Raw genomic sequence first — 19549 nt, 5'->3', positions numbered from 1 at the left:
GGCCAGGGCGTCGGGGGTGGGGAAGAGGTGGGTGAGGGGGGCTTCGGAGTGGGTCAGGGGCTGGCCGTAGGCGGCGACGAGTTTGCCGGCGAGTTTGATGGCGGCGCTGACGGTGATCTGTTGGCCCAGGACGGCGCGCAGGGCGAGTTCGAAACCGTCCCAGGCGCCGGGGACGCGCAGGCCGGGGCGGCGGGCGGTGAGGGTGGCCATGATGGGGTCGTGGGCCAGTTGGGCGGCGAGCGCGGTGGGGTCGCTGGCCAGGTCGAAGACGCGGCGCAGGCGGGCGATGAGGGTGGGCAGGGATTGCAGGCGGGGAAAGCGCACGGTGGCTTGCAGGGCGTGGCCGGGGCCGGGCTGGACGTGGACGGTGCCTTGGCTGCCGTCCAGGCTGATGCTGCGGGCGTAGCTGTTGTCGGTGACGTGTTCGATGCCGGGAATGGCGCGGGCGCGCAGGAAGGCGAGCATGGCGGGCCAGTCGTAGGGCGGGCGGTAGCGCAGCAGGAGTTTGATTTCGCCCTGGGGGCCGGCGGACACGTCGGGCTGGCTGGAGCGGCGCAGGTCGCCGGGGGCGCGGCCGAACAGGTCCTGGAAGATTTCGTTGAAGCGGCGGATGCTGCCGAAGCCGGCCGCGAAGGCGATTTCGGCCATGGGCAGGCGGGTTTCGTGGATGAGCTGTTTGGCGAGCAGGACGCGGCGGGTCTGGGCGACGGCGACGGGCGAGGCGCCCAGGTGCTGGCGGAACTGGCGCCGCAACTGGCGTTCGCCGACGCCCAGGCGTTCGGCCAGGGCGTCAATGCCGGCGTCGTCCAGGGCGCCGAGTTCAATCTGGGCCAGGGCGCGCGAGACGCTGTCGGGCAGGTCCTGGCCGGGGCCGGCGGCGGGGGCGGTTTCAGGGCGGCAGCGCAGGCAGGGGTGAAAGCCGGCTTCCTGGGCCGCGGCGGCCGTGGGGTAGAAGATGACGTTGCGCGATAGCGGGGTGCGCGCCGGGCAGACGGGGCGGCAGTAGATGCCCGTGGTCTTGACGGCGGTGAAGAAGCGGCCGTCGTAACGGGCGTCGCGCACCTGGATGGCGCTGTAGCAGGCATCGTGGTCGAGGTTCATGCAAGCCATGCTAGCGCCGCACGCGGTGCGGGGCTAGCGGTTTTCGGACAGTGTTGTCAGGCTCACTGCCATGTCCGAAAACCGCCAGCGCAAGGTTTCTGGCAGGCCTATATTGATTACCAATCCAACGTTTTTCAGAGGTCATATCATGTCCAGGACTCTTGTTACCGCGGCTGCCCCGCTGGCATTTTCGCTTGAACGGGTGGCAACACCGATTGGCACGATGCTGGTGCTGACCGACGATGCAGAGCGCCTGCGGGCGGTGGATTGGGAGGATTACGAGCCGCGCATGCACGCTTTGCTGCGCCGCCAGTACGGCAAAGGGGCGGTGCAGGTGAAGGAGACGCCGCAGACGTCGTACGCGACGCGGCAATTGCTGGCGTATTTCGACGGTCAGGTCGACGCGATCGATGACCTGGCGGTGGCGCTGGGCGGCACTGATTTTCAGCGGCAGGTGTGGCAGGCGCTGCGCGGCATCGCGGCAGGCGATACGGTCAGTTACGGGATATTGGCTACCCGCATCGACCGGGCGTCGGCGGTGCGGGCGGTGGGAATGGCCAACGGCGCCAATCCGGTGGGCATCGTGGTGCCCTGCCACCGGGTGATCGGCGCGGATGCGTCACTGACGGGCTATGGCGGCGGCCTGGACCGCAAGCGCTGGCTGCTCGAACACGAAGGGCGTTGGCGGGCGGCCCGGCCGGCTGAATCGCTGGCGCGGGCGGCCTGAAGGCGTCAGGCCCGAATCCAGCCGCGCGCAATCGGCAGCGCCAGCACTTTGCGGTAGACGGTTTGCAGCAGCCCGGTCAGCGGTGCGCCGACGCGGTTCCATACCGGAACCGCCAGGCCCGCGGCGACGGGCGCCAGCACCAGGCCGCCCGCGATATCCAGCGGGAAGTGCACGCCCAGGTAGACGCGCGAGGTGCCGACGATGGCGGCCAGGAGCAGCGTGGCCCAGCCCCAGCCGGCCCAGCGCCGGTCGAAGATCAGCGCGAACGCCATCGTGGCGATGATGATGGTGTGGTTGCTGGGGAACGAGGCGGTGGCCTTGTGGTGGAAGAAGGCGTGACCCAGGCCGATGGTGAAGGGCCGCGGGTGCGGCCACAGGGCGCCGAACAGGTAGCTGATGCACAGGCCGGCGCCGATGCTGGCCAGGATCTTCAGGGTCAGGCTGCGCTGTTCCTGCCCGCCCCACAACCACAGGGCCGCGAGCGTGCACGGCACCAGCAGGATCAGCTTGTTGGCGATGAGCAGGGCGGCATGGATGCGCCAGATCGGCGTGGCCGGGTCGGCGTTGACCAGCAAAAAAAGGGACTGATTCAGGGGTTCAAGAAAATCCATGACGCGTCATCGCAGTGCAATATTTCAATAGCCGCGATCGTAATGGGGTTTCCCGTCAGTCCGCTTACAAAATGCGCCGAAACCCGCGTATTTACTTCTGGATGCGTTTGCCGTCGGCGTTCACGACCTGTTCGCCGTCTTCCTTGGTGAAGGCGCCTTGCTGCGGGGCGGGCAGGATGTCCAGCACCAATTCCGACGGCCGGCACAGGGCGGCGCCCAGCGGGGTCGATACGAACGGGCGGTTCAGCAGGATGGGGTGCTGTTCGATGGCGTCCAGCAGGGCGTCTTCGGGCAGGGACACATCATCCAGGCCCAGTTCCAGGTAGGGCGTGCCCTTTTCGCGCAGCGCATCGCGCACGCTGATGCCGGCGCGCTTGAACAACGCCTTCAGGGTGGCGCGCGACGGCGGGGTTTCCAGGTACAGCACCACTTCGGGCTCGATGCCCGCGTTGCGGATCATGGCCAGGGTGTTGCGCGAGGTGCCGCACTTGGGGTTGTGATAGATGGTGACGTCGGACATGGCGGGCTCCGCAAATAAGGGAATCAGCGGGGCCTGGCGTCAGGCCCCGGGGGCAAGGCGATGAGCATAGTGCATTCCCGTGCGGCTTTCAGGTGCATGCTTTCAGGCCCGTGCTTTCAGGCTCATGCTTTCAGGCGCGCAGCTTGCGGCCCAGCCGTCGCCAGCCGATCACCACGCCCGTCAGGCTCAGCGCCGCGCCGCCCAGCGACAGGAACACCAGCAGGATGTCCCACAGCGGCCGGTTCGCCAGCAGGCCCGTCCAGTCCCAGCTGTGCAGAAAGGCGAACAGCCAGCGGCTGGTGCGGTTGCCGCGGTCCTGCTTGCCCAGCACCTGGCCGGTGCGCGGGTCCAGGTAGACCCAGGTGGCCTGGGGGGTGTCGAACACCAGGCGCCAGGCCGGCAGGGGCTTTTCGATGTGGCCGAGCATCGCGTGTTCGTCGCGGGCGTAGTAGTAGAAGTCGTAGCGGTCCAGCACCTGCACGTCGGTGAGCGTGGCGCCCGGCATCAGGCGGGCCGCGGCAGCGCGCAGGGCCGCGGGATCGAGCGCGACGGGGCGGGCGTCAGTGGCGGACAGCAGCGTGGGGGCGCCCGGGCCGCTGCGCGCCAGCACCAGGTCCTGGCCGTCCACCCGGCTCCAGCGCAGTTCGCGCGGGGCGGCGGGCAGGAGGGCGCGAATCAGCGCGGCGGGCGACGCTTGCTGCGCTTGGGTCGACGCCGCGGCAGCCGGCGTGCCGACCGACGCGCCGGCACGGTCCGCTGCGGCCGGCGGACGGCCCGCATACGCATTCATCGCCAGCGGTGCCGCGTCGCTGGTGAAGACCTTCCACGGGTTCATCGACATCAGCCCGCTGAAGATCCACGTGATGGTAATGACGGCGAACAGCAGGCCGCTCAGATGGTGCCAGCGCATCATGTTGTCGCGATAGGGCGAACGGCTGCCGCTGGCGTAGGGCCGCGAAAAGCGCCAGCGCAGGATGCCGACCACGGTGCCGGTCACGGCCACCGCCACGCCGATGACCGACAGCCACACCACGATGTCGTGCCACCAGGGGTCGAACAGGTTGCCGCGAAACGGGTACAGCCAATGGATCCAGGCGCCGACGTAGTTCCACAGCCGTTCGCTGCGGGTGGCGTCCAGCACCACTTCGCCGGTGGCCGACGACACGTACAGGCGGGTGTGGTCGGGGTCGTCCAGGTCGATGCGGTGCAGCGGGCGATGCGGGTCCAGCGCGCCGGAATGGGTGTAGACGTCTTCCTCGACCTCGCCCTGGTAGTGCGCGGCGTAGTCGCCGCCGAACCAGGCCGCGGCGCTGGCGGTGGCGACCTGGGCGTCGGCGCGCGGCAGCAAGGCACCGCTGGCGCCATCCACCACCTTGGGCGCCTGGCCGCGGCCCGCCGGCACCAGGTACACCGGTGCGCCGCCGCGCACGGCGGCCAGGCTCAGGCCCGGGGCGTCCCGGGCGCCCGCCGCCGCCAGCGCCTGGGCGGGCGTGGCGGTGACTTGCGCCGGATCCAGCGGGGCCAGGTGCGTCATGCGCTCGTGCGGCGTGAGCTTGGGGTAGCCCACGTACATCATCACCACGCCCGACACGAACCACATGGCAAAGAACAGGCACAGCACGATGCCGGCCCAGCGGTGGATCAGGTACAGCCAGCGCTTGGCGCGGGTGGACCAGGCGGGTGGCGCGGGCCGGGGACGGGCGGGATGGATGGCGGTCATGGCGGCCTCAGAAGCGGGCTTGCACGGACAGTTCGAACGTACGCGGCGCGCCCAGGTAATACATGGGCGTGCCAGAAACGTTGGCCGCGTACACCTTGTCGGTCAGGTTGCGCACGCGGCCGGTGACGGTGAAGTGGCGGTCGATGCGGTGCGACAGAGCCGCGTCGAAGATCGTGTAGGACGGCGCCCACACGGTGTTGGCGGCATCGGCATAGGCGCGGCCCACGTAGCGCGCGGCGACGCTGGCGTTCCAGTCGGGCAGGAAGGCGTAGTCCAGCCACAGGTTGGCCACGCGGCGCGGCGTGTTGGTGGGCACGTTGCCGTTGCGCGATACCGCCACGCCGTTGACGGTTTGCGAGAAGTCGTCGTACTTGGGGTTGACGAAGGCCACGTTGCCCTGCAGCGACAACGTGCGCGTCAGGCGCAGGCCGCCGGCCAGTTCCAGCCCGCGGGCCGACTGCTGGCCCACCGGCACGCTGACCGCCGGATTGTTGGGGTCGGGCGCCGAGATGTTCTTGCGCGTGATCTCGTAGGCGGCAATGGTGGCCGTGCCGCGGCCGTCCCAGAACTCGAACTTGCCGCCCACTTCCTTCTGTGTGCCGGTGGTGAGCTTGTCGTTGTTCAGCACGTCGGCGAACGAGGCCGTGGCCATGATGCCGGACGGGGGGTCGGCGGCGGTGGCGTACTGCGCATACAACGAGGCCTGCGGCGTGACTGCCCAGTTGACGGCCAGGCGGCCGGTGGTGGGCGAATAGTCGCGCGACGCGGACGCGGGCGAACTGGCCGAGACGGCGCGGCGGTTGGTCAGGTCCAGGTCGATGAAGTCGCGGCGCAATGCCGACACGATGGCCACGCCGGGCAGCACCTCGGTGCGGTTTTCCAGCGTGAAGGCCAGCGTGCGGATGCGGTTGTCGCGGTCTGGATTGTGGCCGCGCGTCATGCCGGGAATGTCGTAGAAATAGCCTGGCGAAAAATCGTAGGGGTCTACCGCGTCGACCGTGGCGGGCAGGCTGGTGGGGTAGCGCGTCTGCTTGTTCACGCTGAGGTCGGCGCCGAACGACCAGCTGCTGGGCAGGCCGGCCAGCGTGGATTCGACCAGGCCTTCGACCCGGTTGCCGACCAGGCTTTGCTCGTGCCGCTGCAGCAGCGCGCCCGAGCGCAGCACGCGGCTGTTGGCGGCGTTGTAGCGGTAGGTTTCGAGGTTGCGGAAATCGCGCTCGGCGCGGTAGTAGTAGAGCGTGTTCTTGAACGTCACGCCGGGCGCCGCGCGCCATTCGGTCAGCGAGCGAGCCCACAGCACCGATTGCTCGTACAGGCCATCATCGACGTTGTAGTTCTTGAACCGCGTGCCGCCGCGGATGTGGCCTTCGCCGGTGACCTTGCCGTCCGCGCCCACCGTCAGCGGCGTGCCCCAATAGGGCCGCTCGACCCGCTCGCGCTGGTATTCGAAGGCCCAGGTCTGCGTTACGTCGTCGCCCAGGTCCGACAGCAACGAGGCCGCGACCTGCGTGGCGTTCGAGTGGTTGCCGTCGACCCAGCCGCGGCTGGACGTGTTGTTGGCGTCGATGCGCAAGTAATGGCCGCGCCCGCCCGGCGAGCCGGCCAGTTGCTGGTTGATGCCGGCCGACACCTGGCGCGTGTCGTAGGAGCCCCACCGCAGCTGGCCTTCGTAGAAGGTGTCGCGCTGGGCCAGCTTGGTGACGTAGTTGATGGCGCCGCCGACCGCGCCCGCGCCGAACAGAAAGGTCGACGGGCCGCCGATGGCCTCGACCCGGTCGTAGATCCAGCTGTCCACCGGCCGCGCCGCGGCCGAGTCGTACTGCACCGAGATGCCATTGAACAGCTGCGACACCTGGCCGCCGCTGAAACCCCGGTAGCTGATCGAACCGGCCGATCCCGGGGGCGAGGCGTTGTCCACGCCGGGGATGCCGCGGGCGATTTCCTGGGTGTTCTGCGAGCCGCGCGCCTCGATCTGGGCGCGGTTGATGACGGTGACGGACGCGGGCGTTTCGCGCAGGGTCAGGCCCAGGCGGCTGCCGGTGCCGTCGATGCGATTCAGGTCCAGCGGGCCGTTGGGCTTGCCGTCGGCATCGTCGCCTTCCACCACGGTGGCGGCCAGCGTTTCGATGGCGGGGTCGGTGGTCAGCGCCAGGGCGGGGTTGGCCGCGCAGGCGCCGGCCAGCAAAGAGGCTGCGTAGGTTTTTTTCATGATCCAGGCCGGCGGGGGCCGGCTTGCGCGCCCGCGGGCCGCGCCGCTTACAGGGGCGGCGTCGGGGGCGGGCGATGATTTCCGGAATGCCGCCAGCGCGCGAAAACGGCCGGCGGGGGGCTCAAGCGCAATGCGGCGCAGGGCCTGCCCGTCAGCCGGGCCGGCGGCCTGCGCGCGGGATCAAGCCGCGGGCGGGGCGCGCGGCTGGGCCGCGCTCCAGGCGTAGAGAGGATGCGAGGCGCGGTAGAACAGCGCCGGATAGCTGACCCGGCCGGGCGGGGCGCGCAAGACGAGCAGCGGCGCGGGCAGGATGCCGATGTCGGCCTGGGGATTGCGGCAGAACGGGCAGTGGGTGCTGTCGCCGTGGTGCGCCGCGTGGTCGGCGGGGGTGTCGTCGCCCTGCACGTCGATGGTCAGCGACGACTTGCCGTCAGGGGCGCAGTAGTCGACGGTGACCTGGCGGCTGGTGCCGCCCTCGGCATGGCTGCCATGCGCCAACGACGGAACCAGGGACGCCCACAGGATCGCGACAAGGGCGATCCAGGCGTAGCCGCGGTTCAGGAAGTGGGCAAGGTGCATGACGGCGCATTATATCCAGGCTCCGTGGGCACTAAAAGGCGCCTCAGACGGAAAGGTGGCGCCGCACGTCCTCGCCGTCGATGGCCGTCCGGTCGCCGCTGGCCACCACTTCGCCGCGCGACAGCACCACGAAACGGTCGGCCAGTTCGCGGGCAAAGTCGAAATACTGTTCGCACAGCAAGATGGCGATGTCGCCGCGCTGGCGCAGCATGTGGATCACCCGCGCGATGTCCTTGATGATGGACGGCTGGATGCCTTCGGTGGGTTCGTCCAGGATGATGAGCTTGGGTTCGGCCACCAGCGCGCGCGCGATCGCCAGCTGTTGCTGCTGCCCGCCCGACAGGTCGCCGCCGCGCCGCGCCAGCATGTTTTTGAGCACCGGAAACAGCTCGAACACGTCTTCCTTGATGCGGCGGGCGCGTGCGGCGGGCTTGGTCGCCATGCCCATCAGGATGTTCTCTTCGACGGTGAGCCGGGCGAAGATGTCGCGCCCCTGCGGCACGTAGGCCATGCCGCGCGCGGCGCGCTGGTGCGGCGCCAGCCGGGTGATGTCGGCGCCGTCGAAGGCAATGGCGCCGCTGGCCACGGGCAGCACGCCCATCACGCACTTGAGCAGCGTGGTCTTGCCCACGCCGTTGCGTCCCAGCAGCGCCAGGCATTCGCCCTGGTTCACCGCCAGCGAGACGCCGCGCAAGGTGTGGCTGCCGCCGTAGTACTGGTCGATGGTGGATACGTTCAGCATGTCAGCGCCCCAGATAGACTTCGATCACGCGCGGGTCGGCCTGCACTTTCGCCATGGGCCCTTCGGCCAGCACCGAGCCTTCGTGCAGCACCGTCACCTTGCCGTCGCCGGCAATCTGGTTGACGAAGTCCATGTCGTGTTCGACCACCATCAGCGAATGGCGGCCGCGCAATTCATTGAGCAGTTCGCCGGTGCGTTCGGTTTCGGCATCGGTCATGCCGGCCACCGGTTCGTCCAGCAACAGCAACTGCGGTTCCTGCATCAGCAGCATGCCGATCTCCAGCCACTGCTTCTGGCCGTGCGACAGCAACCCGGCCGGGCGGAAGGCTTCGGGCCGCAGGCGGATGAGGTCCAGCGTTTCGCCGATCCTGTCGGCCTGCGCGCCGGTCAGGCGCGAGAACAGCGTGGGCCGCACGCGCTTGTCCGTCTTCATCGCCAGTTCCAGGTTCTCGAACACGCTGTGCTGTTCGAACACCGTGGGCCGCTGGAACTTGCGGCCGATGCCCGCGTGGGCGATCTGCGCTTCGGTCAGCATGGTCAGGTCGATGCTCTGGCCGAAAAAAGCAGTGCCGGCAGTGGGGCGGGTCTTGCCGGTGATGACGTCCATCATGGTCGTCTTGCCGGCGCCGTTGGGGCCGATGATGCAGCGCAGCTCGCCCACGCCGATGTCCAGCGTCAGGTCGTTCAGCGCCTTGAAGCCGTCGAAGCTGACGGTGATGCCTTCCAGGTACAGGATGGCGCCGTGGCTGGTGTCCAGGCCCTTGGGGCTGACGCGGCCGTAGCCGGCGTCGCCGCTAGGGCCACCGTCCAGCATGGCGGTTTCGGAATGCGTGCTGGTCATGCGCGTCGCTCCTGGTAGCGGGAGGCCAGGCGGCGCGCCAGGCCGACGATGCCGGTGGGCAGGAACAGGGTCACCAGGACGAAGATCAGGCCCAGCGCGTACAGCCAGAATTCGGGCAGCACGCTGGTGAACCAGGTCTTCAGGCCGTTGACCACGCCCGCGCCGAGGATGGGGCCGATCAGCGTGCCGCGCCCGCCGGTGGCCACCCAGATCACCATTTCGATCGAGTTCTCGGTGGACATCTCGCTGGGGTTGATGATGCCGACCTGCGGCACGTACAAGGCGCCGGCAATGCCGCACAGCACGGCCGACAGCGTCCACACGAACAGCTTGAAGCCCAGCGGGTCGTAGCCGATGAAGCGTAGCCGGCTTTCGGCATCGCGCACCGCCGTCAGCACGCGGCCCAGCTTGGACTGCGTCACGGCGCGCGCCAGCACCAGGGCCGCGGCCAGCGCCGCCAGCGTGATCCAGTACAGCGCCGCGCGGGTGCCGGGGGCCGTGATGTCAAAGCCCAGGATGCGCTTGAAGTCGGTAAAGCCGTTGTTGCCGCCAAAGCCCGTGTCGTTGCGAAAGAACAGCAGCATGGCCGCAAACGTCAGCGCCTGCGTGATGATCGAGAAGTACACGCCCTTGATGCGCGAGCGGAACGCGAAGTAGCCGAACACGAAGGCCAGCACGCCCGGCACCAGCACCACCAGCAGCATGGCGTAGCCGAAGTGCTCGGTGAAGGCCCAATACCAGGGGTAGTCCTTCCAGTCCAGGAACACCATGAAGTCCGGCAGGCGGCTCTGGTAGACGCCGTCGCTGCCGATGGCGCGCATCAGGTACATGCCGTGGGCATAGCCGCCCAGCGCGAAGAACAGGCCGTGGCCCAGCGACAGGATGCCGGCGTAGCCCCACACCAGGTCCAGCGCCAGCGCGGCCATGGCGTAGCACATGAACTTGCCCAACAGGGCTACTGCATAGGCCGAGACATGCAACGGATGGCCGGCGGGAAACACCAGGTTCAAGAGCGGCAACAGCGCCAGCGCCAGCGTGGCGGCGGCCAGGGCGATCCAGGCGCGGCCGCTGTACAGCGGACGATGCACCTGCAAGGTCAGGTCGGTCAGGGCGGTCTGTTTCATTCGACGCTCCGGCCGCGCGGGGCGAACAGGCCTTGCGGCCGCTTCTGCACGAAAAGCACGATGAGCACCAGGATGGTGATCTTGGCCATGACGGCTCCCGCGTAAGGCTCCAGGAATTTGTTCACGCCGCCCAGGCCCAGCGCGGCGATGACGGTGCCGGCCAGCTGGCCCACGCCGCCCAGCACCACCACCATGAAGGAATCGACGATGTAGCTGCGGCCCAGGTCCGGGCCCACGTTGCCCAGCTGCGACAGCGCCACGCCCGCCAGCCCCGCGATGCCGGACCCCAGGCCGAACGCCAGCATGTCGACGCGGCCGGTGGGCACGCCCACGCAATCGGCCATGCGCCGGTTCTGCGTGATGGCGCGCACGAACAGGCCCAGCCGCGTGTGGTTCAAGAGCGCCCACACCAGGAACACCACGAACAGCGCAAAGCCGATGATGACCAGCCGGTTGTAGGTCAGCACCAGCCCGCCCAGCACGGTGATGCCGCCCGACATCCAGCTGGGGTTGCCCACTTCCACGTTCTGCGCGCCGAACAGCGTGCGCACGCCCTGCATCAGCATCAGGCTGATGCCCCAGGTGGCCAGCAGCGTTTCCAGCGGCCGGCCATACAGCCAGCGGATCACGGTGCGTTCCAGCGCCATGCCCACCAGCGCGGTGAACACGAAGGCCAGCGGCAGCGCCGCGGCCACGTACCAGTCCAGCCAGCCCGGCAGCCAGGCGCGGAACGCCGTCTGCACCAGGTAGGTGACGTAGGCGCCGATCATCAGCAGCTCGCCGTGCGCCATGTTGATGACACCCATCAGCCCGAAGGTGATGGCCAGCCCCAGCGCCGCCAGCAGCAGCACGCTGCCCAGGCTGAGGCCGTAAAAGAGGTTGCCGGCCCATTCGATGGTGGCCAGGTGCCGGTCGATGCGCTTTAACGCATTGGCCGCGGCCTCGCGCACGCCGGCATCGGGTTCGGCGTAGACGCCGTCCTGCTGCTGTGTCAGTGCGGCCAGCGTGGGGCGAAAGGCCGCGTTGTCGGTGCGCCCCAGCAGGTCGACGGCGTGACGCCGCACGGCGGGGTCGGCGCTTTTGAGTTCAAGATTGGCCTGCGCGATTTCCAGTGCGGCGCGCACGGCCTCGTTCTTTTCGGCGGCCAGGGCCTTTTCCACCAGCGGCAGGCGGGCTGGGTCGCCGGTCTGTTGCAGGCGGCGGGCAGCGGCCAGCCGTTCCTGCGGGTTGTCGGAAAAAAGTCGGGATCCCGCCAGCGCCGCCTCGATGGCGCGGCGCAGCCGGTTGTTGATGCCGATGGTGGCGGCGCCCGCGGGCAGCTCGGTCGCCGCGCCGGTAGCGGCATCGGTGGCCGGGCCTTTGCCGCTGCCGATCAGTACGCGGCCATCGGGCAGCGCATACAGCTGGTCGTTGCCCAGCGCCTGCAGCACGGCGGCCGCGCCGGGGTCGGGCAACTGACCCAGGGCGGCAATCGCCTGCAGCCTGGCGTCGGTGTCGTCGCCGGCCAAGGGGGCCAGCAGCGCCGGGTCCACGCCGGGCGCCGCCGCGTGCGCGGACAGCGCCGGCGCGGCCAGCAGCCATGCAAGCAGGAAATGACGCAGGAATTTCGCGATAGCCGCATTCAGCATGGCTGCGTGTCCGGTTCCGGTTTAAAGGCCTTGCTTGCTTTCGTTGCCCGGGATGTACGGGCTCCAGGGTTGCGCGCGGATGGGGCCTTTGCTCTTCCACACCACGTTGAACTGGCCGTCCGCCTTGATCTCGCCGATGTAGACCGGCTTGTGCAGGTGGTGGTTGGTCTTGTCCATTTCGATCTTGAAGCCGCTGGGCGAATTGAACGTCTGGCCGCCCATGGCCGCGATCACCTTGTCGACGTCGGTGGTCTTGGCCTGCTCGACCGCCTGCTTCCACATGTAGATGCCGATGTAGGTCGCTTCCATCGGGTCGTTGGTGACGACCGTGCTGGCGTTGGGCAGGTTCTTGGCCTTGGCATAGGCCTGCCACTTCTTGATGAAGGCCTCGTTGACCGGGTTCTTGATCGATTCGAAGTAGTTCCAGGCGGCCAGGTGGCCCACCAGCGGCTTGGCGTCCACGCCGCGCAGTTCTTCTTCACCGACCGAGAACGCCACCACCGGCACGTCGGTGGCTTTCAGGCCGGCGTTGCCCAGTTCCTTGTAGAACGGCACGTTCGAATCGCCGTTGATGGTGGAGATGACGGCGGTCTTGCCGCCCGCGGCGAACTTCTTGATGTTGGCCACGATGGTCTGGTAGTCGGAATGGCCGAACGGGGTGTAGACCTCGTCGATGTCGCTGTCTTTCACGCCCTTGGAATGCAGGAAGGCGCGCAGGATCTTGTTGGTGGTGCGCGGGTAGACGTAGTCGGTGCCCAGCAGCACGAAGCGCTTGGCGCCGCCGCCGTCTTCGCTCATCAGGTATTCCACCGCCGGGATGGCCTGCTGGTTGGGTGCGGCGCCGGTGTAGAACACGTTCTTTTCCAGCTCTTCGCCTTCGTACTGCACCGGGTAGAACAAGAGGCCGTTCAGTTCCTTGAATACCGGCAGCACCGATTTGCGCGACACCGAGGTCCAGCAGCCGAACACCGCGGCCACCTTGTCCTGCGCCAGCAGCTGGCGCGACTTCTCGGCGAACAGCGGCCAGTTCGATGCGGGGTCGACCACCACGGCTTCCAGCTTCTTGCCCATCACGCCGCCGTTGGCGTTGATTTCATCGATGGTCATCAGGGCCACGTCCTTGAGCGACGTTTCCGAGATGGCCATGGTGCCCGACAGCGAATGCAGGATGCCGACCTTGATGGTGTCTTCGGCGGCGTACAGCTGCGGCATCCAACCGGACAGGGCCAACAGGCTCACGGCGGTCAGTTGCTTAAGGACTAGTCTGCGTTTCATGGTGACTCCTGAGGAGGAAGAAGCCGGCGGCGCCGGCGGCATGGGCGTGACCAGGACTTCAAAGCAAAAGCCGTGCCAACCGCTCGGCAAGGCGACATCGCTGTAGTAAGGGGAAGGGTTTTCGATGACGCGGTGGCGGCCGCTGGCGGCGCCGTGCGCGGTTCAATCTGGTGCCGCGTGCACAAAACCGGTGCGCCGGTTGCCCGTTGCAGGTGCGCATCGCGGGCGCATGGGCGAGGGCAAGGGAACGCGTCGCGGGCCGGCGGCACCTTGCGTCAGAGGGAAGGTTGCGGCCTGCGGCCAACATGGCACGCGTATTGCTTGGGTATCCGTACTTGTATACAAGAAAGGATTCCAGCATGAATGCCGTAGCAACGCCGCAGGGCCCCACGACCGGTTGGACGATCACGCAATGGCTGTCTGCCTATCGCGAGGGCGGCGCCACCCCCGACGCGCTGTTGATGCCACTGGCCGAGACGCCGGCCGCGCCGGCCGACAACGCCTGGATCACGCGGGTCAGCCCCGCGGTGCTGGCGCGTCAGCTGGATGACCTGCGCCTGCTGCTCGCAGCGGCGGGCGGCGACGTGGCGCGGCTGCCGCTGTACGGCGTGCCGTTCGCCATCAAGGACAACATCGATGCGGCCGGCTGGCCCACCACGGCGGCCTGCCCCGAATTCGCCTACACGCCTGACGAAGACGCGACGGTGGTGCGGCGCCTGCGCGCAGCCGGCGCGATCCTGGTGGGCAAGACCAACCTGGACCAGTTCGCCACGGGCCTGGTCGGCACCCGCTCGCCGCACGGCGCGGTGGCCAACGCTTTCAATCCTGACTACATCAGCGGCGGTTCCAGCTCGGGCTCGGCCTCGGTGGTCGCGCGCGGCCTGGTGGCGTTTTCGCTGGGCACCGACACGGCCGGGTCCGGCCGCGTGCCCGCGGGTTTCAACAATATCGTCGGCCTCAAGCCCACCAAGGGCTGGCTGAGCACGGCGGGCGTGGTGCCCGCCTGCCGCACGCAGGATTGCGTGTCGATCTTCGCGCTGACGGTGGACGATGCCGAGCAGGTGGCCGGCATCGCGGGCGGCTACGATGAACGCGATGCCTATTCGCGCGCGCAGCCGGCAGGCGCCGCCGCGCCGTGGCCGAAGGCGCCGCGCCTGGCCATTCCCGACCGCCTGGAGTTCTTTGGCGATGCGCAAGCGGCCGAAGCCTTCGAGGCCGCACTGCAAGCCTTGAAGGCGAGCGGCGCGCAGGTCGAGACGATCGACTTCGCGCCGTATGCCGAACTGGCCGCGCTGCTGTACCAGGGGCCGTGGGTGGCCGAGCGCTTCGCCGCGGTCGAGGCCTTGTGGCAAGAGCACCCCGCCGCGATTCACCCGGTGGTGCGTGGCATCGTCGAAGGCGCGGCGAACTACAGCGCGCTGGATGCCTTCAAGGCCGAATACCGCCGCGCCGAATTGACGCGCCAGATCCAGCAGTCGTTGCAAGGCTTCGATGCGCTGGTGGTGCCGACGTCGCCGTCCATCTACACCATCGCGCAGTTGCAGGCCGACCCGGTGCGCCTGAATTCGCAGCTGGGCGTGTACACCAACTTTGCCAACCTGGCCGACCTGTCGGCGCTGGCGCTGCCGGCCGGCATGCGCGCCGACGGGTTGCCGGCGGGCATCACCGTGATCGGCCTGGCCTGGCAGGACCGCGCGCTGGCGCAGTTCGGCCGCCAGTGGCAGGCGCAGCGCGGATTGCCCCTGGGCGCCACGGGCCGGCCGTTGCCGGCGGCAGCGCCGCAGCCGGCAGACCCGAACACCTTGCGCGTGGCCGTGGTGGGCGCCCACCTGACGGGCATGCCGTTGAATCATCAGCTGACGTCCCGCCGCGCCGTGCTGGTGGAAAAGACCCGCACCGCGGTCGATTACCGGCTGTATGCGCTGGCCAACACCACGCCGCCCAAGCCCGGGCTGGTGAAGTCCGACAGCGGCGCGCCGATCGAGATCGAGCTGTGGGACATCCCCGTGGCCGCCTTTGGCGCCTTCGTGGCCGAGATTCCCGCGCCGCTGGGCATCGGCACGCTGGAGCTGCATGACGGCCGCCTGGTCAAGGGCTTCATCTGCGAGCCGCGCGGCCTGCTCGGTGCGCGCGACATCACCGACTTCGGCGGCTGGCGTGCCTATCTCGCCAGCCTGAACGCCACCCCCCGTTAATCCAAGACCGCCCCTGGGAGCTGCCCCGTGTTCGATACCGTCCTGATCGCCAATCGCGGAGAAATCGCCGTCCGCGCCATTCGTACCCTGAAACGCCTGGGCATCCGCAGCGTTGCCGTGTATTCCGATCCCGACCGCAACGCGGCCCATGTCAAAGAGGCCGACGTGGCCGTGGCGCTGGGCGGCGAGAAGGCCGCCGACAGCTACCTGCGCATGGACCTGCTGCTGGACGCGGCCCGTGCGCACGGCGCGCAGGCCATCTACCCCGGCTACGGCTTTCTGTCGGAAAGCGCTGAATTCGCCGAGGCCTGCGAAGCGGCGGGCATTGCGTTCGTGGGCCCGACGCCGCTGCAGATCCGCGAGTTTGGCCTGAAGCACCGTTCCCGCGAGCTGGCGGCCGAGGCCGGCGTGTCGATGACGCCGGGCACGGGCCTGCTGGCCAGCCTGGGCGAAGCGTTGTCGCAGGCCGAGCGCATCGGCTACCCGGTGATGCTCAAGAGCACCGCGGGCGGCGGCGGCATCGGCTTGTCGCGCTGCGAGAACGAGGCCGAATTGACGGTGGCGTTCGACAGTGTGCAACGCATGGGCGAACACTTCTTCCGCGACGGCGGCGCGTTCATCGAGCGCTATGTGGACAACGCGCGTCACGTTGAAGTGCAGATCTTCGGCGACGGCGCAGGCCGTGTCGTGGCGCTGGGCGAGCGCGACTGCTCGGTGCAGCGGCGCAACCAGAAAGTGATCGAGGAAACCCCCGCGCCGCGGCTGCCGGCCGCGACCCGCGCAGCCTTGCTGGACGCCGCAGTGAAGCTGGGCACATCGGTGGGCTACCGGTCGGCGGGCACGGTGGAATTCATCTACGACCCGGCGCACGACAGTTTCTATTTCCTGGAGGTCAATACGCGCCTGCAGGTCGAGCACCCGGTGACCGAAGCGGTGACGGGGCTGGACCTGGTGGAATGCATGCTGCGCGTGGCGGCCGGCGAGCCGCTGGATTTCGATGCCATGACGCGCGCGCCGCAGGGCGCGGCCATCGAGGTGCGCCTGTACGCGGAAGATCCGCTGCGCCAGTTCCAGCCGTCGCCCGGCGTGTTGACCGACGTGTATTTCCCGGACGGCGTGCGCCTGGACGGCTGGGTGGCGACGGGCACCGAGGTGCCGGCGTTCTACGACCCGATGCTGGCCAAGCTGATCGTGCATGCCGACACGCGCGAAGCGGCGCTGGACAAGCTGGCCGACGCGCTGGCCCGCACGCGCCTGCACGGCATCGCTACCAACCTGGACTACCTGCGCCAGATCGTGGCGGATGCGCGCTTTCGCGCGGCGCAATTGTCGACCCGTTTCCTGGACAGCTTTGCCTACCGGCCGGCCGCCATCGAAGTGCTGGAAGCCGGCACCTACACCAGCGTGCAGGACTACCCGGGCCGCACCGGCTACTGGAATATCGGCGTGCCGCCGTCGGGTCCGATGGACGACTACGCGTTTCGCCTGGCCAACCGCATCGTCGGCAACGCGCCGGACGCCGCCGGCATCGAGGCCACGCTGGTCGGCCCGACGCTGCGCTTTCATGGCGATGCCCTGATCGCGCTGACCGGCGCCGAATGCGCCGCCACGCTGGACGGCGAGCCGGTGCCGATGTGGCGGCCGGTGACGGTGCGTTCGGGCCAGGTGCTGGCGACGGGGCGGGCCGTGTCCGGCTGCCGCAGCTACCTGGCGGTGCGCAACGGGCTGGATGTGCCGGTGTATCTGGGCAGCCGCTCGACCTTTGCGCTGGGCCAGTTCGGCGGCCACGCCGGCCGCACGCTGCGGGTGGGCGACATGCTGCCCGTGGTGCAACCTGGGCTGCCGGCAGCCAACGCCGCGCCGCCCGTGGCCGTGCCGCAGGCGGCGGCGCCCGAATTGATTCCCGCCTATGGCAACACCTGGGAAATCGGCGTGCTGTACGGCCCGCACGGCGCGCCGGATTTCTTCCGGCCCGAAGCCATCGACGAATTCTTCGCCGCCGATTGGGAGGTGCACTACAACTCGAACCGGCTGGGCGTGCGCCTGACCGGCCCCAAGCCCACCTGGGCGCGCGAGAACGGCGGGGAAGCCGGCCTGCATCCGTCCAACATCCACGATTGCGAATACGCCATCGGCAGCATCAACTTCACGGGCGACAGCCCCGTGATCCTGACGCGCGACGGCCCCAGCCTGGGCGGCTTTGTCTGCCCGGTCACGATTGCCCGCGCCGAACTGTGGAAGGTCGGCCAGGTCAAGCCTGGCGACCGCATCCGCTTCGTGCGCATCGATTACGCCGACGCGGTGGCGCGGGAGGTGGCGCAGGACCAGAGCGTAGCGACGCTGGGCCGCGTGACACCGCAGGCCACGACGCCGGTCGCGGTGCCGCAGACGGCCTCGGAAACCATCGTGGCGGCGTTGCCGGCCGAGGGCGCGCGTCCGTCGGTGTCGTACCGCCAGGCGGGCGACGGCTATCTGCTGTTGGAATACGGCGACAACGTGCTGGACCTGGCGCTGCGCATGCGCATCCATCTGCTGATGGAAGCGCTGGCGGCGCAGCCGATCGACGGCGTGCAGGAACTGTCGCCGGGCGTGCGCTCGCTGCAGATCCGCTACGACAGCCGGGTGATCCGGCAAGACGCGCTGATTGCGCGGTTGCTTGAGATCGAGGCCGGGCTGGCGGACGTGGCGACGCTGAAGGTGCCGACGCGGGTGGTGTACCTGCCGATGGCGTTCGAGGATTCGGCAACGCTGGGCGCGGTGCAGCGCTACCAGGAAACGGTGCGCGCCAGCGCGCCGTGGCTGCCGAACAATGTGGATTTCATCCAGCGCATCAACGGGCTGGCCAGCCGCGAGGACGTGCGGCGCATCGTGTTCGATGCGAGCTACCTGATCATGGGGCTGGGCGACGTGTACCTGGGGGCGCCGTGCGCGGTGCCGATCGATCCGCGCCACCGGCTGCTGACGTCGAAGTACAACCCGGCCCGCACGTTCACGGCGGAAGGCACGGTGGGCATCGGCGGGGTGTACATGTGCATCTACGGGATGGATTCGCCGGGCGGCTATCAGTTGGTGGGCCGCACGCTGCCGATCTGGAACAAGTTCCTGAAGAACCCGGTGTTCCAGGACGGCAAGCCGTGGCTGCTGCGCTTTTTCGACCAGGTGCGGTTCTATCCGGTAAGCGAGGCCGAGCTGGATACGCTGCGCGAGGATTTCCGCGAGGGCCGGGCGACGGTGCGGATCGAGGAAGAGATGTTCGATTTCGCGGCGCACCAGCGCTTCCTGGCCGAGCAGGCGGACAGCATCGCGGTGTTCCAGGCGCGCCAGAAGACGGCATTCGATGCCGAGGTGGCGCTGTGGAAGACGGAAGACGTGGCGGCGGCGCCGGTCGAAGCCGAACCGGAACCGGAGACGGCGCTGCGCGAGGGCGAGCGGCTGGTCAGCGCGGACATGTGCGGCAATATCTGGAAGATTCCGGTGCAGGTGGGCCAGAGCGTGTCGGCGGGCGATACGCTGGTGGTGGTGGAGGCGATGAAGATGGAACTGTCGGTGATCGCGCCGGCATCGGGCACGGTGACGGCCATCCGCTGCGTGCCGGGCAAGCCGGTGAACGCGGGCGACCCGCTGATCGTGCTGGCGGAAGACGCCACGTGCCCCGTGACCTGACCATGGCGGGCGAATCGGTGCGGATCAGTCCGGCGCTGCGGCAGGCGCCGACGTTGGCGGGGTCGCTGGCGGACCAGGTGTACCAGCGCATCAAGGACGAGCTGTTCGATTTCCAGCTGCTGCCGGGGGATCGTTTCACGGAGGCGGAACTGGCGTTGCGGCTGGGGGTGAGCCGCACGCCGGTGCGGCTGGGGCTGGCGCGGCTGGAGCGGGAAGGCTTCGTGCTGCCCAGCCCACGCAGCGGCTGGCAGGTGCGGCCGTTCGATTTCGAGCGGTTCGAGGCGCTCTACGACGTGCGGGTGGTGTTGGAGCTGGCGGCGGTGGAACGGCTGTGTGCGCGGGAGCACATGGACGAGAATGGGATGCTGGGGGCGCTGACTGACGTGTGGCTGGTGCCGCCGGCGCAGCGGATTCTGGATGGGCGGTTAGTGGCTGAGCTGGATGAGGCGTTTCATTGTTCTCTTGTGGCGGCGGCGGGGAATCCGGAGATGGCGTTGATCCATCGGGAGGTGACGGAGAAGATCCGGATCGTTCGGCGGTTGGATTTCACTAAGGAGTTTCGGGTGGATGCGACGTATGAGGAGCATGGGGCGATTTTGCGGGCGGTGTTGGGG

The 19549-nt window shown here is 68.6% G+C and carries 15 protein-coding genes; 4 read left to right on the top strand and 11 right to left on the bottom strand.

Annotated features, from left to right (window positions below; translation table 11 throughout):
- The coding region (locus U858_RS0102715; protein WP_025135657.1) for an AlkA N-terminal domain-containing protein at nucleotides 1-1101 on the bottom strand (1101 nt) is incomplete at its 3' end.
- 70 nt (nucleotides 1102-1171) lie between these two features.
- Here U858_RS0102715 and U858_RS0102710 point away from each other — a divergent pair.
- Entirely contained in the window at nucleotides 1172-1828 is a 657-nt protein-coding gene (locus U858_RS0102710) for a methylated-DNA--[protein]-cysteine S-methyltransferase (protein ID WP_232786477.1), read from the top strand.
- A 5-nt stretch (nucleotides 1829-1833) separates the two neighbouring features.
- Here U858_RS0102710 and U858_RS0102705 read toward each other — a convergent pair whose 3' ends face one another.
- The 10 genes from U858_RS0102705 to urtA all read right to left on the bottom strand — a co-directional run bounded on the left by U858_RS0102705 (nucleotide 1834) and on the right by urtA (nucleotide 13077).
- Nucleotides 1834-2439 (bottom strand): phosphatase PAP2 family protein, encoded by a 606-nt coding sequence (locus U858_RS0102705; protein WP_025135655.1) that lies wholly within the window; start codon nucleotides 2437-2439, stop codon nucleotides 1834-1836.
- A 91-nt stretch (nucleotides 2440-2530) separates the two neighbouring features.
- The gene (gene arsC, locus U858_RS0102700) at nucleotides 2531-2959 is read right to left on the bottom strand and encodes an arsenate reductase (glutaredoxin) (RefSeq protein WP_025135654.1); all 429 of its coding nucleotides are present in this window, start codon (nucleotides 2957-2959) and stop codon (nucleotides 2531-2533) included.
- 130 nt (nucleotides 2960-3089) lie between these two features.
- Nucleotides 3090-4679, bottom strand: a complete 1590-nt coding sequence (locus U858_RS0102695) for a PepSY domain-containing protein (RefSeq protein WP_025135653.1) — start codon at nucleotides 4677-4679, stop codon at nucleotides 3090-3092.
- A gap of 7 nt (nucleotides 4680-4686) precedes the next feature.
- Nucleotides 4687-6888, bottom strand: a complete 2202-nt coding sequence (locus U858_RS0102690) for a TonB-dependent siderophore receptor (RefSeq protein ID WP_025135652.1) — start codon at nucleotides 6886-6888, stop codon at nucleotides 4687-4689.
- 180 nt (nucleotides 6889-7068) lie between these two features.
- Nucleotides 7069-7467 (bottom strand): DUF2946 domain-containing protein, encoded by a 399-nt coding sequence (locus tag U858_RS0102685; RefSeq protein WP_025135651.1) that lies wholly within the window; start codon nucleotides 7465-7467, stop codon nucleotides 7069-7071.
- A gap of 43 nt (nucleotides 7468-7510) precedes the next feature.
- A complete protein-coding gene (gene urtE / locus U858_RS0102680) occupies nucleotides 7511-8209 on the bottom strand; it encodes an urea ABC transporter ATP-binding subunit UrtE (RefSeq protein ID WP_025135650.1) in 699 nt (232 codons plus the stop codon).
- Between the two features lies 1 nt (nucleotide 8210).
- Nucleotides 8211-9050 (bottom strand): urea ABC transporter ATP-binding protein UrtD, encoded by an 840-nt coding sequence (urtD, locus tag U858_RS0102675; RefSeq protein ID WP_025135649.1) that lies wholly within the window; start codon nucleotides 9048-9050, stop codon nucleotides 8211-8213.
- Entirely contained in the window at nucleotides 9047-10174 is a 1128-nt protein-coding gene (gene urtC / locus U858_RS0102670) for an urea ABC transporter permease subunit UrtC (RefSeq protein ID WP_025135648.1), read from the bottom strand. Before urtC ends, urtD begins: the two co-directional genes overlap by 4 nt.
- Nucleotides 10171-11802 carry an urea ABC transporter permease subunit UrtB gene (gene urtB, locus U858_RS0102665; RefSeq protein WP_025135647.1) on the bottom strand — a complete coding sequence of 544 codons (1632 nt, stop codon included), beginning with the start codon at nucleotides 11800-11802 and terminating at the stop codon, nucleotides 10171-10173. Before urtB ends, urtC begins: the two co-directional genes overlap by 4 nt.
- Nucleotides 11803-11823: 21 nt before the next feature.
- Nucleotides 11824-13077: an urea ABC transporter substrate-binding protein gene (urtA, locus tag U858_RS0102660; RefSeq protein ID WP_025135646.1), complete on the bottom strand. Its 1254-nt coding sequence runs from the start codon at nucleotides 13075-13077 to the stop codon at nucleotides 11824-11826.
- Nucleotides 13078-13436: 359 nt separating this feature from the next.
- Between urtA and atzF the strand changes: the two genes are divergently transcribed.
- The 3 genes from atzF to U858_RS0102645 form a co-directional block, all read left to right on the top strand.
- Entirely contained in the window at nucleotides 13437-15272 is a 1836-nt protein-coding gene (gene atzF, locus U858_RS0102655) for an allophanate hydrolase (RefSeq protein ID WP_025135645.1), read from the top strand.
- A 27-nt stretch (nucleotides 15273-15299) separates the two neighbouring features.
- A complete protein-coding gene (gene uca / locus U858_RS0102650; protein WP_025135644.1) occupies nucleotides 15300-18935 on the top strand; it encodes an urea carboxylase in 3636 nt (1211 codons plus the stop codon).
- Nucleotides 18936-18937: 2 nt separating this feature from the next.
- A partial coding sequence (locus tag U858_RS0102645; protein WP_025135643.1) for a GntR family transcriptional regulator occupies nucleotides 18938-19549 on the top strand: 612 nt, incomplete at its 3' end.

Origin of the sequence: Achromobacter sp. DH1f, from assembly GCF_000633435.1 — a bacterium.
Classification (GTDB): domain Bacteria; phylum Pseudomonadota; class Gammaproteobacteria; order Burkholderiales; family Burkholderiaceae_B; genus Achromobacter; species Achromobacter deleyi.
The sequence above is the reverse complement of the archived record's forward strand: the minus strand, read 5'-3'. Positions and strand labels throughout refer to the sequence as shown.